Annotated in this window: 10 protein-coding genes; 4 read left to right on the top strand and 6 right to left on the bottom strand. The window is 62.8% G+C overall.

Going from position 1 to position 17,752, the window contains the following annotated elements:
* Positions 1-5: 5 nt before the first annotated feature.
* A complete protein-coding gene (gene cyoA / locus LL253_RS09905; RefSeq protein WP_228227078.1) occupies positions 6-1,133 on the bottom strand; it encodes a ubiquinol oxidase subunit II in 1,128 nt (375 codons plus the stop codon).
* Positions 1,134-1,320: 187 nt separating this feature from the next.
* Between cyoA and LL253_RS09900 the strand changes: the two genes are divergently transcribed.
* Positions 1,321-2,652 (top strand): MFS transporter, encoded by a 1,332-nt coding sequence (locus LL253_RS09900; protein WP_009822016.1) that lies wholly within the window; start codon positions 1,321-1,323, stop codon positions 2,650-2,652.
* 70 nt (positions 2,653-2,722) lie between these two features.
* On the opposite strand, the gene LL253_RS09895 is transcribed toward LL253_RS09900, so the two are convergent.
* The 4 genes from LL253_RS09895 to LL253_RS09880 form a co-directional block, all read right to left on the bottom strand.
* Positions 2,723-3,574, bottom strand: a complete 852-nt coding sequence (locus LL253_RS09895) for a glycosyltransferase family 2 protein (protein ID WP_228227077.1) — start codon at positions 3,572-3,574, stop codon at positions 2,723-2,725.
* A gap of 4 nt (positions 3,575-3,578) precedes the next feature.
* On the bottom strand, positions 3,579-4,850 hold the full coding sequence (locus LL253_RS09890) for an ammonium transporter (protein ID WP_228227076.1): 1,272 nt from the start codon (positions 4,848-4,850) through the stop codon (positions 3,579-3,581).
* Between the two features lie 76 nt (positions 4,851-4,926).
* Complete coding sequence (locus tag LL253_RS09885) at positions 4,927-9,291, bottom strand: glycosyltransferase (protein WP_228227075.1); 4,365 nt, start codon at positions 9,289-9,291, stop codon at positions 4,927-4,929.
* Between the two features lie 75 nt (positions 9,292-9,366).
* Positions 9,367-10,599, bottom strand: a complete 1,233-nt coding sequence (locus LL253_RS09880; RefSeq protein WP_228227074.1) for a Hint domain-containing protein — start codon at positions 10,597-10,599, stop codon at positions 9,367-9,369.
* A gap of 208 nt (positions 10,600-10,807) precedes the next feature.
* Between LL253_RS09880 and LL253_RS09875 the strand changes: the two genes are divergently transcribed.
* The gene (locus LL253_RS09875; protein ID WP_228227073.1) at positions 10,808-11,422 is read left to right on the top strand and encodes a PAS domain-containing protein; all 615 of its coding nucleotides are present in this window, start codon (positions 10,808-10,810) and stop codon (positions 11,420-11,422) included.
* Between the two features lie 48 nt (positions 11,423-11,470).
* On the opposite strand, the gene LL253_RS09870 is transcribed toward LL253_RS09875, so the two are convergent.
* Positions 11,471-11,962 (bottom strand): Lrp/AsnC family transcriptional regulator, encoded by a 492-nt coding sequence (locus LL253_RS09870; protein WP_228227072.1) that lies wholly within the window; start codon positions 11,960-11,962, stop codon positions 11,471-11,473.
* 98 nt (positions 11,963-12,060) lie between these two features.
* Between LL253_RS09870 and putA the strand changes: the two genes are divergently transcribed.
* Positions 12,061-15,660: a trifunctional transcriptional regulator/proline dehydrogenase/L-glutamate gamma-semialdehyde dehydrogenase gene (gene putA / locus LL253_RS09865; RefSeq protein WP_228227071.1), complete on the top strand. Its 3,600-nt coding sequence runs from the start codon at positions 12,061-12,063 to the stop codon at positions 15,658-15,660.
* Positions 15,661-15,961: 301 nt separating this feature from the next.
* A complete protein-coding gene (locus LL253_RS09860) occupies positions 15,962-17,752 on the top strand; it encodes a putative bifunctional diguanylate cyclase/phosphodiesterase (protein WP_228227144.1) in 1,791 nt (596 codons plus the stop codon).

The following is a 17,752-nucleotide window of genomic DNA, read 5'->3' as shown; positions in this document are numbered from 1 at the left end:
GGGCCTTACCGATGCTGCGCGTGCGCGTCAGCGCCGCTGTGGTTGCTGTGGTCGATCGCCGGTTCTTGGTGCGGACCGGGTGCGCCAGGCGCGTCGGGGGCGGTTTCCTGCCCCTTATTCTGGTCGCTCTGTTCGATCACATGGCTGTTGGGGAAGTCATATTGCAGGCCCTGCGTGTCGTGCGCCGATTCCTTGCCTGCACCGCCCATCATGTCGACGTGCATAAGCTCGCTCATGCAACGCTGGCCGGGCTTGGGGCACAGGTTGACGATGGCATCGAACAGCTTGGGGTCGGTCGCGCCGAAATAGGCGACCGGGGCCTTTTCGCTGGGCCTGGCGAGGGCCAGATAGACATTGCGATCGAGCGAGACCTTGCTGGCCCTGACCTGCGCCGCCCAGGCGTCGAACCCGGCCTTGTCCATTGCCTTGTACGCGAAGCGCATATGGGTGAAGCCAGCGCCCGAATAATTGGCGGAAAAGCCGGTGCCCGTGACGGGCTTGTTGGCGACGGCATGCAACTGCGTCTTCATCCCCGGCATAGCGTAGATCTGGCCCGCCAGTTCAGGAACGTAAAAGCTGTTCATGACGGTCGATGCGGTGATGTCGAAACGCACCGGCACATTGGTGGGCAGAACCAACTCGTTGACGGTCGCAACGCCAAGGTCGGGATAGATAAACAGCCATTTCCAGTCGAGCGCCACGACTTCCACTGTCATCGGCTTGACCTTGGGATCGACAGCGGTCTTCGCGTCGATCCGGTCGAGCGGCCGATAGGGGTCCAGCTTGTGCGTGCTGACCCAGGTCAGCGCGCCCAGCGCGATGATGATCAGCAGCGGCGCCGACCAGATCAGCAGTTCCAGCTTGGTGCTGTGATCCCAATCGGGATCATAGTCGGCATCGGTCGCCTTGTTGGTCGCGCGATAGCGCATGGCGAAGACGACGACGAGCGCCATGACCGGCAGCACGATCAGCAGCATCAGCGCCGTCGAAATCAGGATCAGGTCGCGCTGTTGCAGTGCAATATCGCCCGACGGGTTCATCACGACCCAGTTACAGCCCGCGAGCGGCGCTGCCAGAATCGGAGCGGACCAGCGCAAAAGCCTGATCCTTAGCGGAGAGTGTGGCTGTGACATGGCGCGCGCCTAGCCTGTCACGTCTGAGTCGGCCAGTGGGCAATTTGTCCAAAGCTGTGCAGGCGCAAAAATTCTGTCTGGCCTGGGATACTGCTTAGACTCTGTCGGTTTTCTGTTATGTTGCCATTCCCTGGCCGCTGGAAGACGAGCATACCGCACCGGCGGCCCAGCCAAGGAGCGGATGTAGATGAGTTCAGGGGCCATAGCCTTCACCTCCACGTCACTTGAGGATGACGCGCGCAGGATCAATGCGCGCGACCACAAGGTTGCGCCGGGGGATATTTCCATCGGTGTGATCATCGGTCGCACCTCCGAATTTTTCGACTTCTTCGTTTACGCCATCGCTTCGGTGATCGTGTTCCCCAGCCTGGTCTTCCCTTATGTCGATGCGCTGACCGGGACGCTCTATTCCTTCGCTATCTTTGCGGTCGCTTTCATCACACGGCCGATCGGATCGCTGATCTTCATGGCGATCGACCGTCGCTATGGTCGCGGCACGAAGCTTACCGCCGCCTTGTTCCTGCTTGGCAGCTCCACCGTGGCGATCGCCTTCCTACCAGGATATGAGACGATTGGCCATTATGCCGCGGTCGTCCTTGTCATTTTACGGGCGGCGCAGGGCCTTGCGCTTGGCGGCACATGGGATGGCCTCGCCTCGCTCCTTTCGCTCAACGCGCCGCAGCATCAGCGCGGATGGTACGCCATGGTGCCGCAGCTAGGCGCGCCCCTGGCGCTGCTGGTGGCGAGCGGCCTGTTCGCCTTCTTCCTGCTCACCCTGTCGAAAGCCGATTTCCTCAGCTGGGGCTGGCGCTACCCCTTCTTCGTCGCGTTCGCGATCAACGTGGTGGCCCTTTTTGCGCGCCTGCGCATCGTCGTGACCCATGAGTTTGAACGCTTGTTCGAGCAGCGCGATCTGGTTCCCTCGCCGGTTCTCCCGACCGTCAAGCGCGAAGGCCGCAACATTGTCATCGGCGCCTTTGCGCCGCTCGCCAGTTTCGCCCTGTTCCATATGGTGACAGTGTTTCCGCTGTCCTGGATCGCGCTCTATACCGATCAGCCGATCGAGCGCTTCCTGGTGATCGAGATGATCGGGGCTGCGGTGGGGCTGTTGGCGATCGTCGTTTCGGGTTTCGTTGCCGACCAGATCGGGCGGCGCTCGCTGCTGGGCTGGTCGGCCGGCGGGATCGCGGTCTTCGCGCTCATGGCGCCGCTTTTGCTCAACGGGGGTGATCTGGGCGAAGTCGCCTTCATGATCCTGGGTTTCATGCTGCTGGGCCTGGCATTTGGCCAGTCTTCCGGCGTGGTCGCGTCCAACTTCGCGACGGAGGCGCGCTATACCAGCTCCGCGCTGACGTCCGACCTGGCGTGGCTGGTCGGTGCGGGCTTTGCTCCACTCGTGGCCTTGCTGCTCTCGGTCAAGTTCGGCCTGGCCGCTTCTGGCGTGTACCTGCTTTCGGGCGCGATCGCGACCATGGTGGCGCTGTATATCAACAAGGAACTGGCAGGCCGCGACCGCTAAAGCGTAAAGCCAAAGCGTCAGGGGCCGTGCGCGCCGCTCGGATCAGCGGGTCCGAGCGGCGCGATCCGTTTCAGCCTTGCACTGCCTTGCGCATCCGCGCGAGCGCCTTGCGATCGAACCAGCCCGTCAAACCGGGCCGCGGCCTCCAGCGTGGCAGCCATTGGCCATAGAGGCTTGCAAGTCTGCAGGGCAGGCCGCCGGGGCCTTCACGCGCCATGATGTCAGACACGATCCGGTTCTGATAGAAGCGCACCGAATAGTTGATCAGCCGCTTATATTGCATGATCCAGGTCGATGGTCGCCAGAGGCTGACCTGTTCCGCTACAAACCCTGCCTCTTCGCAGGCAATGACCCGGTCATGCTCCCATTGGCTGTCTGCCTCAAGGTCGGTGTGCGCCCAGGCCGCGACCATTCCATCGTCGCCAATGAGGTCATCGGGCAGGCGAATATCCTTGGCCCGAATAGCCGCGACGAAGCGACCCGACAGGGCATAAAGATCCCCGAACAGGCCGCCTTCGGCGCGCAGGCCTGCGCGATACATTTCCACTTTGCGGCCGTTCATCGGCATGCCGGCGGCTGCATTGGCAGACGGATGACTTGCAAGAGCAGCGACGAGCGCGTCGATCGAACCGGGGGCGATTTCCGCGTCGCCGTCCATGAAGACGATCACTGTCTCTTTGCCGTTCAGCAGGTCGTGGACAAAATGATTCCAGGTTCGCGATTTTCCACCCTGCGCAATGTCGTGGACGATGACATTGTTTCGGCCGCCAGCGGTTGCCTTGGCGCGATCGACTGTCCCGTCCGTCGTGCCATTGATAAGGACATGAAAAATCGTGTCCGGTCGGTCCAGCGGCAGCGATGCGAGACAGGCGGTGATCCGCCGCTCCTCCTGATGCGCGAAGATGCCGACCGCGATGGTCATGACTTTAGCGGAAGTCCCAGCTCTGTTCGCCATGATGCGCAGCGTCCAGCCCCTCATTCTCGACCGGTTCGGCAACGCGCATCGGGATGATCACCGATATGGCCAGAGCGACGATTGTGCTCCCCGCCATGGCCCAGAACGCGACGACGATGATGCCGATGAGCTGGCCGACGATCGCGTCGGTAAGGCTGATGCCCGCTTCGAAACCCACGCCCCCCAGTAGCGGCAGGACGCCAAGCGGCAGCAAAAGCGCCCCGGCCAGGCCGCCAACGCCGTGGATGACGAAAATCTGCGCCGCATCGTCGATCCAGCGTTGCGTAACGGCCAAGCCCAGGCGGGATAAGAGAGCGGCGATCCCGCCGATGAGCATTGCGCCGCCGCTTCCCACCAATGCGGCCGAGGCGGCGATGGCGGCGATGCCGGCAAGCGCGCCCGCCATCGCGCCCGTGGCGCTGCTGCGCGCGCCAACCAGGCGATCAGTCGCGATCCAGAGCAGCGCGCCGCCGCAGGCGGCGAAATGATGGTTGAGGAGCGCGGTGGCCGCATCATCGGTTGCGCCCAGTGCCCAGCCGCCGACCAGTCCAGACAGACCGATCCACAGCAACCCACCGCCCGCCAGTGCCAGCACCGGGCTGTGGCCAGCGGCGGGAGGCTGCCGCCGAGCGCCGACGATCAGTGCAAGGGCCAGCGCGGACCAGCCCGCCGAAGCGTGGACGACGAGGCTGCCGGCAAAGTCCATGACGCCCAGTTGCGCGAGCCAGCCGCCCGCCCAAATCGCATGAGTGATGGGCACATAGACCATCAGCAACCATAAAGGGGCAAAGCCCATGAACCAGGCCAGACGTGTGCGTTCCGCAACGGCGCCAACCAGCAGCGATACGGCAATCAATGCGGCGGCCATCTGGAAGAGGACGAACGCCGATTCCGGGATGGTCAGCCCGTCGCGCAGCGCCGCAAGATTAGCGAGCATCAGATTGGTCGTCCCGCCGATCCATCCGCCGCCGGGTGCATAGATCAGGCTGTAGCCCGCGATCGCCCAGGCCAGCGAAACGATCGCCACTACCGCAGTTCCCTGCGCCATCACCGACAGGGCGTTGCGGACATTCACAAGCCCGGCATGACGCAGCATCACGCCAGGCAGCGCCGCGGCCAGCAGAAGGATGGAACAGGTCAGTGTCCATGCCGTGTCGCCGCTGTCTGCCGCTGCGACCTGAGCAAAGGCCGGCTGGGGCAGGGCGACTAGCAGCAGCAAGGGCAGGGCAGGCAGGAGACGCATCGCAGGTTCCGGTGAAGGAGGATTGCGTTCTCCTACCCTTGGCGGAGTAAAGACTTCAATAAGCTAACCGGGCGCGTCAGGCCCAGGGCGGAATATCATCGCGATGACAGGCGATCAGGTCGGGCAGATAAAGGCTGGACACCGGCTCCGTCGCGAAGGAGTCGAAATAATGGTCCAGCATGTCTGGAGTGGACCGGGACAGCGAAGCGGACAGCTTCAGGCGGTTTATATGTTCGACTGGAATGAAGACATATTCTTTTGGGGGGCGGTCGACGGACTGGCCGTGCAGCGCTGGGCCAAGGCTCCATTCGATAATGGCGGCGCTGATCCGTTCGGGGGTCATGTCGTGATAGAGGCTGCCAAACCGTCCCGGCCGCGATGGGCCGTAAAGCCTGCCCGTCGCGGCGGCATAGCTGCGCGCGGGCGATATGCGATCGAGTGCGCTCGCCCAGTCGGCACTGAGCACATGCGCGCTATCGATGACGAGCATCGGCCTGTCCATTTCATTGTCGCGAAGCAGGGCGCCGATCCTGTCGACTATTGTTGCATCACCCAGTTGTCCCGTTTGCGGATCGATCCACGCGCCAAATGTACGGCCGTCCTCCATCCAGACGCCCGCGACCATGCCGGTGGCCGACGCGCGCAGCCGTGCGTTGGCGACCGCCCAGGCCGACAGATCCGCCGATGACCGGGCGTTTACGAGCATGTCCAGCGGCCTTGGTTCCTGCGTGCTGCCCGCAATCCGGCTGGCCGGACTGGCGATGCGAAGCCGGCGGCGGTTGCGGGCGAAATCTTCCGTCGCGGTAATCTGGTTGTCGGCCGCCCCTGCGCGATAGGTGCCGAGCAGTGCTGGCACCATCAACGGCGGGCTCTCACACGTATACCGCAGGATCAGGTCCCAATCGACCAGCCGGCGCAGGGATTTGTCAAAGCCGCCATGCAGTGCCACCAGATGGCGGCGATGCACGAAGATATTCAGGTCGATATAATTGCGTTCTTCCAGGCGGCTGCGGTTGAAGGGGCAAAGGCGGATGGCCCGGCGTTCTTCCTGTCCGGCGCCATCCGCGCTGGTCACGGCCTGGAATATGGATTGCCCGGCATAGGCGCAGGCATGGCCGCGATGGTCAGCCAGGGCGTTGACCATGACGGCCAGATAGTCGGGGTCCCAGCGATTGTCGGAATCCAGATAGGCAATGACCTCACCCGATGCCCGGTCCAGCCCTCGGTTGCGGGCGGCGGATACGCCTTCGGTACGGGCGTTTGAAATCAGCAGGATGCGCGGATCGGGATATCGTTCGAGAGCGGCGGGAAGGTCGTCGGTGCTGCCGTCATCGATGATGATGAGTTCGAAATGCGCGTGGCTCTGGGCCAATACCGATGCGATCGCGTCGCCGATGATGGCCGCGCGGTTCAGCGCCGGCATGATGATCGAAACGAATGTGTCGGCCTGTGCCTCCTGCGCCCGCGCCACCAGCAAACGTTTTTGCAATTCCAACTGGCTGAGCAGCGTCAGCGCATGGTCTGCATGACCCGCGCCCATTCGGTCTTCACAAAAGCCCCACCGCAGATGGTCGCCAAGCGAGGAATAGGGCGAAAAACCGCGGGGATCATTGGCGACCGCCAGACTTTTCTTTGTCAGGCTGGTCGCGGTTCCCGCCAGGCGCAGTTCGATCGACAGGCTTTCGCGTAGCAGAAAGCGATTGGGAAGGTGAAGGCTGAAGCCGTGGCGACCATCCCCCAGACCCGCGCGGCGAAGGTCAGGACGGTCAATTTCGGCCATGACATCGCGCGCGACCAGTTCGTTGTCGACGAATATGTCGAGCGCAAGGGCAATGTCGGGATGAGCAAGGTCGAGCGCCCAGCCCTTGAGTTGGCCATCGCCGACGCTTTCCAGCATCGCCTTCAATCGTGGCTTCACGCCCGTCGTGGCAGGCGGCGACATATGCCAAATATCGCCCTTGAGACTTGTCGAAACGGGCACGCGCCGGCCGTTGGCGGCGTAGCGAAGATCGAAGCGCTCGGGTTCTCCATCACGGGATCGCGGAATCGCAAAGTCGAAGCCCGCCGCGCTTCCATAGCCTGCCGCGACCAGATCGGCCCTGTCCAGATGTGGCAGGATGCGCTTGAGCGGCCGACCATTTTGAAACAGCCAAAGCGCGGCAGGACGCCAGGGGGTCCCGTCTTTGCCACGCTCTACGGCCCAGCCGGTCAGGTGCGCAGCATTTTTTCGGTCGATACGACCTTCGCACGCCGCCTCGGTCGTCAGCGCGACCGCGTCGATCCGTGCCGGCACGTCGACCATTTCCGTGACCCCGGCCATGCCGTCCTCGACGCCTGCCCGAACGCAGCGATCGCAAAGCGGGAGCAGGTCGGCATGGGATTTGGCGAGGCCTTTGCGCAGTGGCGCGATATGCCGCCGCTCGACATGATCGGCGACCAGTCGGGGACTTGCGCGCGCGGCCGGTGAGGCAAGGGCCAGGGCCCGCTGAACCTGCGCACGGACATCATGATAGAGGGTTTCGATGCCGGGGAAGAGTGACGCATTGTCGGCAACGGCCGGCCGCGCCTGACTTGATGGCTCTATGACGAGGGGAATGCCCTGGCGCGTGGCGCGCAGGGTCCAGTCCATGATCGCCTGCGGCGTGACCGCTTTTTCCGGGAGGAAGCCGACGCGATCGAGCAGGGTAAGTGGTATCAGCAGCGGGGCGGGGGATGCCTGCGCCTTATAGGCTCTGCGATCAAGCAGGGGATCTTCGCCAACCAATATTGGCTCCAAATGCACATGGCCATCAGACTGGGTGCAGCAACGATAGCCGCCGGCGGCGACGTGGCCATTGTCGCCGAGTGTCAGGGGCGCCACCATCGTGTCCGGGCGGGGATGCGCCAGGAGATGGTCCAGCGCATCGCCATCCAGATGCAGCGTGGGATCGAGCAGCAACGCCTGTTCGCATCCGTCCGCGCGCATGAGTGCCAGCATCCTATTGGCCGCGGCGGCAAACCCGATAGGCGCGTCGATCGACAGCAGGGTATCGACTCGCGCATGCAGCCCAAAATCGGGACGATGCCGGGGATTGCAGTCGAACAGATAGACGTGCGGACGCCCGGCTTGCAGCTTCGCCAATGCTGTCAGCTGCGCGGCAAGATTATCTTGGCCATCATTGCTGACCAGGCCGATCGCCAGCAAAGACCTTTCCGGTTGGGGCCGTCGCAACACCGACAGGGTTCGTAGCTCGCCGTCTATCTCGACAGGCCGAGTATCGGGCGTGAGCCGCTCTGCAATGGCATTGTGAAAGTCGGCACTGACCCGGTCCCACGACATTGCCTTCGACCAGGTGCGACCGGCGCGACGTATCGCCCCTTTTTGGCGATCGTTCAGGCGCAACGCGCGATCGAGGGCGCTTTCCAGTGCGTCGGGGGCTTCAGGATCATATCGGACGCCCAGCCCGATTGTGTCGACAGCGTCCAGCGCCGGGAGACGGGGCGCAACCACAGGCTTGCCATAGAGCGCCGCGAGCATCAGCGCACCGGAGGTCAGCGTTTGCCGATAGGGCAGGGCGATGACATCGGCGGCGCCGAAGAGCAGCGGCAATTTGGCGTCGGGCGCAAAGCCGTCCATCACATGGATTTGGGGATGCGCTTCTTCCAGAAGGCGGGCGTGGGCGGGGGTAAAGTCGCCCATGACCTTGCCCGCGATCAGCAGGTGGACATGGTCGCGGTCTGGTCGGGCGGCAAGCCCGTGAAAGGCCCGGACCAGCCCGTCAACGCCCTTGTAGGAACGGATCTGACCGAAGCAAAGGATCAGCGTTTCGACCTTTTCCAGTCCCAATAGCTGACGGCTTTGATGAGTATCGAAGGCGCGGCCATAACAGCCTTCATAGCTGCCGTGGGGCGCAATGATGCATTTGCTTTCCTCGACCGCATAGTGGCGGCGCAATTCGGCAATGGCGGCGTCACTATGCACATGAATGACGTTCGCGGCGGCCGCCAGACGCGCGTGGAAATGCAGCGCCAGATCCTCGAAAATGGGTTCGTGCGGCAGGCTGTTGTGCACCGTCCATAGGAACGCGCCGCCACGCGCCTGAAAGAGGCGGATGGCGTGCAGGAACTCACTCGCGCGGATTTGATAGTCGAACCGATCGGTGCAGTCGGCGAAAAGCGGGTCGGGCCAGTGCAGGTGAAACAATACGGGCTGGCTGCCAGAGGAGCGCTCGATCAAGTCGATGGCGTGCTGGATCGGACCATATTCAACGCGCAGGTCAGCTCCGAAGGAGTGGTACAACCCATCCTGGTAAGGATTGGTGGCGCGGTAGTCGGGATAGGCGACCAGCGTCGTCCCTGCGATCAGCCGTTTGGACGACGTGCCAGCGCGACGCACGTGGGCGGTGGGGTCGGCTTCGGCCGTCGTCTGATCGTCAAACTGGTCCGCAGCGGGATGGTACATGAGGATTCGCCTTTGCAGCCCGCAGGCGCAGGTCAGGGGATGCCCGCGCCACCACGGCGGCGCGGGCACTCGGGGTCAGGCGACGCGGCGCGCCTGTTTGGCTTGGGCGGCGATAAGCGATGCCCGGTCGGCGAGGCGCTTCTGCATCGCGCTTATGGTCCTGGCGTCGCGCACCGCATGGAATCCCGGGCGGCTGCCATCCCGCCGGGGCTGTGGCTGCGCGGTCATACGGGTGACGGACGCATTGTGGAAAAAGTCCCGATTGCCGCCATCGGTATAGCTTTCCGAATAGATGCCATGCGCGCGGATCACATCGAACTGGTCCAATTCAATGTGATGATAGGATATGCGCTTGAGGCTCTTGTCCGGGCGGATGGTGGCGCCATTGACCAGATCCTTTGCCCGAACCAGCAGACCATCGACATAAAGATGATGCCATGGCGAAACACGGATATCCCTGCTGGGCACGGCGTCGCTGATGGCATTGGCTTCGATCAGGATGGGCCACATATCGTCAAGATGCGCCTGCGGGATGCGATCGACCCAATCATGGCGGTGGCCTACCCAGCGCACTGTGCGCAGGCCGCCGCGGCAAAGGACGCGATCGCCGGCCTTGATGTCCTCCACCGCGATCTCCCCCTGATCGGTGTCAATCTTCGTTCCGCGCAGGAAGCAGACCGGAGCCACGAACTGGCCGGTGCTGTCCACGAAGCTCGCCGGATCGGCGAGGATTGCCGCCGCCAGTTCAGGATCGACGCCGGTCATATTGAAGGTGACAGTCTGTTCGCCGATCAATGCGCCGTTCGTCAGCACGAGCGTCGCGCTGCCCGAAACGGAATCATAGTCGAAACTGTCAAATTCATACCCATCGACGCCAACACTGTCCCCCCAGTCGAAGCCGTTCACGTCGAAGGAAGAGACGCTGTCGATCAGCCCCTTGTCATAGGTGAAGGACCCGGCGCCATTGCCGGAGAAATTAATGGTCTGAGCGCCAAGGTTGAGCCCCAGAACCGACGGCCCCTGGACCGATATGTTTGATGTGTCGCCGACATTATAAGTGACGCCAGACAGGGTATTGGCGCCCAGCGCGCCATAATCGATCGTGAGATTGCCGTCATTCACCGCCGAAAAGGTCGGCGAAGAGGCCGCCTGGACCCCCGCCAGCCCGGAAACGGTCGCACTGACCCCGTCCACGGTCAGAGTATGCGTGCCAAGCGCCACAATATTGACAGTATTGGTGTCGTCCGCATTGTCACTGTTGATCGTCTGATCGCTGTTCAGAGGGTCGAGATTAAGGATCGCCATCATATATCTCCCACTGGGGCCGGTGTGCCTGTCGATGTTTTCGACGACGCATCTGGTCCGTGAAGAGTATTAGGAAATTGCAGTCCGGGAATATTGATGATGGTCCGAAATGGACTTTCCGCGCGGCCGTCCAGCGACCTCCAAGGCGCTCCGCGCGGCCGACGGAGTTCAGTTGAAATGGGGCCCGTGTTTGCTTTATGTCGGTGTCGTCATGACGGGAACGGAACTGATAGCGCATAGGACGCCCCTGTCCGACTTGATCGCGGCAAGCCCGATCGCGGCGTTGATTTGCGATCCGTCCACCGCCGATACGCCCGTGATCGAGTGCAATTCCGCCTTTCTGGCGTTGACGGGCTATAGGCGTGAAGAGGTGATAGGCCGCAATTGCCGCTTCATGCGTGGCGCGGGCACCGAACCGGAACTTACGGGTCAAATTCGCGCGGCGATCAGCGACCGGCGACCGATCCTGGTCGAGATTTTGAATTACAAGAAAGGCGGCGCGCCTTTTCGCAATGCGGTTCTGATTGCCCCCATTTTCGATGATTCCGGGACGCTCAAATATTTCCTGGGCTCTCTGATGGAAGTGACTGATCCGGCGCTGGGGCCGACCCGTCAGATGATGGCGCGCGACCGCGTCGCGGCGTTGACGCGGCGCCAGCACCAAGTGCTTGTGCAGATGGCGGCCGGTCAATTGAACAAGCAGATCGCCTTTACGCTGGGCCTGTCGGAACGGAAGGTGAAGATGCACAAGGCGGCTTTGCAGAAGGGGCTGGGTGTTTCGACATCCGCCGACGCCATCCGGATCGCGGTGGAAGCGGGCTATTGACGTTCGGGTCTGCGACCTTTGCATGGCATATTGCAAAGCGATTGCGCCTTACCGGCCGCTTTTCGTCCGGCGATGCCCGGCCTCCATCACGGTTTCCATCGCCACGAAGGTGGATGTGCTGGCGACATGGGGCAGGGCGCTGATCTTTTCGCCCAGCACGATGCGATAGCGGCGGATATCGGCCGTCCGCACCTTGAGCAGATAATCGAAATTGCTGGCCAGCATGTGGCATTCCTCCACCTCCGCGATACGGCGGACAGCGGCGTTGAATTCGCAAAGGGCCGCTTCGCGCGTATCCGATAATTTGACTTCGGTGAAGGCGATGTGGTCGAGGCCAAGCTTTGCGGGGTCGATGATCGCGCGAAAGCCGCGTATGACGCCGGCTTGCTGGAGCCGCTTCAGCCTGACCTGACACGGTGTTTTCGACAGACCAACCGCATCGGCCAGGTCCGTAACCGTCATGCGGCCGTCTTCCACCAGCGCGGCGATGATTCGACGATCAAATTCATCCAGATCGACTGTTTGGGGCAGGTTGGCCATCCATATTGCCTAGAACGGCCAATTGAATAAGTCCATTCCCCTAAAAGTCGGCATTTCATAAGTCGGAATGATGTTCATTCCAGGAATATGATGGTGTCATGACCGATAAGCCCTTCGCCCAGTTCGCCCCCGCCATCCGCCAGCCTACGCCGTTGCGACAGGCGATCACCGCTGCCTATCGGCGCGACGAGGCGGAGGCGCTGGAGCCATTGATCGCGGCCGCGACGGTGCCCGATGCCATGCGCGATGCGATTGCCGATACGACCTGCAAGCTCGTCACCGCATTGCGCGCCAATCGCAAGGGGAGCGGTGTCGAGGGCCTGGTGCAGGAATATGCGCTGTCCAGCCAAGAGGGCGTGGCGCTGATGTGCCTTGCCGAGGCATTGCTGCGTATTCCCGATACGGCGACGCGCGACGCGTTGATCCGCGACAAGATCGCAGACGGTGATTGGGGCGCGCATCTGGGTGGTGAAAAATCGCTGTTCGTCAATGCCGCGACATGGGGGCTGGTGGTCACTGGCAAGTTGGTCGGCAGTGTTGACGATCGGGGACTGGGCGCAGCGCTGACGCGGCTGGTCGCGCGTGCGGGCGAACCCGTGATCCGGCGCGGGGTTGATCTGGCCATGCGGATGATGGGCGAACAATTCGTAACGGGCGAGACGATCCAGCAGGCGCTGAAGCGCGCGAAGGAGATGGAGGCCAAGGGCTTCGCCTACAGCTATGATATGCTGGGCGAAGCCGCGACCACGGCCGCCGACGCCAGGCGCTATTTTGCCGATTATGAACGGGCGATCCACGCCATTGGCAAGGCTTCGGCCGGACGCGGCATTTATTCCGGGCCGGGCATTTCGATCAAATTGTCGGCGCTGCATCCGCGCTATGTCCGTGCCCAGGCGGACCGGGTGATGGGCGAATTGCTGCCGGCGGTGAAGCAATTGGCGCTGCTGTCCAAGCGGTATGACATCGGTTTCAATATCGATGCGGAAGAAGCCGACCGGCTGGAATTGTCGCTCGACCTGCTCGAAAGCCTGGCGGGCGATCCCGATCTTGCCGGCTGGAATGGCCTTGGCTTTGTGGTGCAGGGCTATGGCAAGCGCTGCCCCTTCGTGATCGACTGGATCATCGACCTGGCGCGGCGTAGCGACCGGCGCATCATGGTGCGGTTGGTCAAGGGCGCCTATTGGGATGCGGAAATCAAGCGGGCGCAGGTTGACGGCCTGCCCGACTTCCCCGTCTATACGCGCAAGGTTCATACCGACGTCGCCTATATCGCCTGTGCCCGCAAGCTGGTGGCGGCGCGCGACGTGGTGTTTCCGCAATTTGCGACGCATAATGCCCAGACGCTAAGCAGCATCTATCATCTGGCCGGACCGGACTTTTCGGTTGGCGATTATGAGTTTCAATGCCTGCACGGCATGGGAGAGCCGCTTTATGAGCAGGTGGTCGGGGCAGAGAAGCTGAACCGCCCCTGCCGCATTTACGCCCCGGTCGGCACGCATGAGACATTGCTGGCCTATCTGGTGCGGCGCTTGCTGGAAAATGGCGCAAACAGCAGTTTCGTCAACCGCATCGCCGATCCGGCCGTGTCAATCGACGATCTGATTGCCGACCCGGCGGAGGTGGTGAAGGCGATGCCCCATCCGGGCGCGCGGCACGACCAGATCGCGCTGCCGGCGGATCTGTATCCAGACCGGCGCAATTCCGACGGACTGGACCTGAGCGACGAGGCCGAATTGGCGCGGCTTGGCGATGCGTTGCGGGAAAGCGCGCAAATCGCATGGACGGCAGCGCCAGAAAAGGCATCGGGGCCAGCGCGGACCGTATTCAATCCGGCCGATCATCGGGACGTGGTCGGCCGGGTCACGGATGCGACTGAAGCAGATGCGCGTGCCGCGGTGATCCGCGCTGCGGAGTCGCGCTGGCCCAATAGCGCGGTGTCTGATCGCGCCGCCATGCTGGAAGCGGCGGCCGACGCGATGCAGGCGCGCATGCCGATCCTGCTCGGCCTCATCGTGCGGGAAGCGGGCAAGTCGCTGCCCAATGCCATTGCCGAAGTGCGGGAGGCGATCGATTTTCTGCGCTATTACGCTCGGCAGGCGCACGCGACCTTTGGCACACAGCAGCAGTCGCTGGGACCGGTCGTGTGCATCAGCCCGTGGAATTTCCCGTTGGCAATATTCACGGGTCAGGTTGCCGCCGCACTGATGGCGGGCAATCCGGTGCTGGCCAAGCCTGCCGAGGAAACGCCCCTGATTGCGGCGGAGTCGGTGCGATTGCTGCATGACGCGGGCGTGCCTGCCGATGCGCTGCAACTGCTGCCCGGCGACGGCCGGATCGGCGCGGCGCTGGTCGCGGCCCCGGAAACCGCGGCGGTGATGTTCACCGGGTCGACCGAGGTCGCCCGCCTGATCCAGCGCCAGCTTGCGCCGCGTCTGTCGCGCGCCGGTCGGCCGATCCCCTTGATCGCTGAAACGGGCGGCCAGAATGCCATGATCGTCGACAGTTCGGCGCTGGCCGAACAGGTGGTGGCGGACGTCATAGCCTCTGCCTTCGACAGTGCAGGGCAACGGTGTTCGGCGCTGCGCATCTTGTGCTTGCAGGAGGATGTCGCGGACCGGACGCTGACCATGTTGAAGGGCGCGCTGGCCGAATTGCGCATCGGGCGCACCGATGCGCTGAACGTGGATATCGGGCCGGTCATCACAGCGGAGGCGCGCGACGGCATTATCGCTCATATCGACGCGATGCGCGCGAAGGGGCGGGAGGTCGAACAAAGCGTCCTGCCGCCTGAAACCGCGCATGGCACGTTCGTCGCGCCAACGATCATCGAGATCGACGGCATCGCCGATCTGGAGCGCGAAGTCTTCGGTCCGGTTCTGCACGTGCTGCGCTTCAAGCGGGCAGGGCTGGATGCGCTGGTCGATCAGATCAATGCGACCGGCTATGGCCTGACCTTCGGTCTGCACACACGGCTGGACGAAACGATCGCCCGCGTCACAAGCCGGGCAAAGGTCGGCAATATCTATGTGAACCGCAACGTCATCGGCGCCATCGTCGGGGTTCAGCCCTTTGGCGGGCGGGGCTTGTCGGGCACCGGGCCAAAGGCCGGTGGCCCGCTCTATCTGGGCCGGCTGACCACCACGCCGCCTGTCTTTGCCGAGCGGGTAACGCGTCTACGATCGCCGCTGCATGGCTTTGCCGACTGGCTGGACCGACAGGGTGAGGGGGAAGCAGCGGCTCAGGCGCGGCGGACTGGCGATGCTTCGGCCCTGGGCGTCGAATTGTCGCTGCCAGGCCCAGTGGGTGAGCGCAATCTTTACGCGCTGCATCCGCGCGGCCGCGTGTTGATGCGCCCGGCTACGCGGCAGGGTCTGTTCCGGCAGATGGCGGCGATTTTGGCGACCGGCAATCACGGCGTGGTACAGGGGATGACGTTGCCCGCCGACCTCCCGCAGGACGTGGCCGCATGCTTTTCGACGAACGAAAGCGGTCCCTTCGCGGCGGCGCTGGTCGAAGGCGACAGCGCCAAGATTGCGGCTACCGCGCAATGCGTCGCCGACATGCCCGGACCCATTGTCCCGGTCCATGTCGATGAACATGGTCAAGGCTATTGCCTGGACTGGCTGCTGGAAGAAGTGTCGACGTCGATCAACACCACCGCGGCGGGGGGGAATGCCAGCCTGATGATGATCGGATGACCGGGAAAATTTGATCGGGATCAGGAATAATCATCCAGGCCAGATGCCGGATTAACCAAAAAATAAAGGGAAATTGCGAAAAGGCGACCCAAATCGGAGACCCGCCATTTTGCGCGTTTTGAAATCTTTGTTGGAACGACGCGTCGGAAAGCGGTCGCAGGATGCTGACGTCCATGCCAGCTTGATTGAATCGCTGTACGCGTCGCCCGCTTCCCTGACCATCGGTGCGATAACGGGCGTCGCTGTCGGTTTGGTGGTCGCCAGTATGACGGATCGTGGGGCCATTCACACGGTCGTGGCCATGCTTTGCCTGGTCGCCACCCTGCGGGTCGTGTCCGCCATATTCTTTCATAGGCAGTTGGTGCGGGGCACGGCCGTCGCTTCGCGCGGCTGGGAACTGGCTTATGAACTTGGGGCCTGGGTCTACGCAGGCCTGCTGGGGCTCATGGCGTTCGTGTCGCTCATCAATTCGGGGAACAGCATCATCCATATGCTGACCGTATCGATGGCCACGGGCTATGCAGGCGGCATTTCGGGCCGGAACGCGGGGCGGGTGCAAATCGCCATCGGGCAGGTCTGCCTCGCTTTGCTGCCGACCGCGACGGGGCTGTGGCTGGAAGGATCGACAGGCTATCGCGTCCTGTCCGTCGCGATGGTGATGATGGTGCTGGGCCTGGCCGAAATCAGCGCCACGACGCACAGGATCGTGGTTCAGGCGCTGATCGGGAAGCGCGACAAGTCGCTGCTAGCCGAAAAATTCGAACGGCTGGCGCGTTTCGACAGCCTGACCGGCCTTGAAAACCGCATGGCGATGCAGATGCGTTTGCGGGACATTTTCCAGACGAATGAAAAGCGCAACGACGCGGTCGCGATCCTGTGGATGGATCTGGACAGGTTCAAGGAGATCAATGACTCGCTGGGTCATATGGTCGGCGATCAACTGCTGCGCGCGGTGGCCGAACGCCTGACCGAAGTGGTCCAGGGGCGTGGCAAGATCGCGCGGTTCGGCGGGGACGAGTTCGTCCTGATCTGCTCCGACACAGATCGGGTGACTGCCGCCGGCATCGCCCAGGAAATCGTGTCTTATTTCGCCCATGGTTTCGAAATCGGTGAAAACCACCTCCAGGTGACGGCTTCGGTCGGCTATGCCGTTGGGCCACAGGACGGCCGCGACATGGACGAGCTGATGCAACATGCCGACCTGGCGCTGTATGAGGCGAAGGGGCAGGGAAGGAACCGGTCGGCCAGTTTCAACTGGTCGCTCAAGGAGCGCTTCAACCGGTTGCACGAGATTGAAACCGGCCTGCGCCGGGCGCTTTCGGGCGGAGAGCTCAACCTTATGTTCCAACCGATCGTCGACCTGAATAGCGGACATATAGAGGCTTGCGAAGCCCTGCTTCGCTGGGAACATCCGGTGCTGGGGCCGATCCCGCCTTCCGAATTCATACCGATCGCCGAGAATATGGGCCTGATCGAAGCGATGACTGGCTGGGTGCTGCGCCGGGCATGCGAAGTGGCTGCCCAATGGCCCGAGCATGTGCGGGTGGCGATCAACATATCGCCGGCATCGCTCAAATCGCCCGAACTGCCCGGCAATGTCATCGCCGCGTTGCTGGAGACCGGCGTTTCGGCCCGCCGGCTGGAACTGGAAGTGACCGAGTCCATTTTCCTGGACGACAGCGGGCAGACCAATGCGATCCTGCGTGAATTGCAACGGATCGGGCTGCGGCTGGCACTGGATGATTTCGGCACCGGCTATTCGTCGCTGGCGTATCTGCGATCTTACCGGTTCGATACGCTCAAGGTCGACCAGAGCTTCATGGCCGGCGTCAGCGCCAATGCAGAAGATCGCGCCATCGTCAAGGCGATCGGCAGTCTGGCGCGGGACCTGTCCATGGATACAGTGGCGGAAGGCATCGAGACGGTCGACCAGTTAGGCCACGCCCGCGAAGCGGGCTTCACCAACGTCCAGGGGTATCTGTTCAGCCGGCCGGTTCCGGCCGACCAGATTGCGGATATGATTGCCGCAGGCCCGCTGCAAGGGACGGGACGGCCCGACCCCGCGATCAAGTCACGTCGTCGCAGGGCCTGA

The sequence above is a fragment of the Sphingobium soli genome, assembly GCF_020782245.1.
GTDB classification, from domain to species: Bacteria; Pseudomonadota; Alphaproteobacteria; order Sphingomonadales; family Sphingomonadaceae; genus Sphingobium; species Sphingobium soli.
Note: the sequence above shows the minus strand (reverse complement) of the source record. Positions and strands in the feature narration are given on the sequence as shown.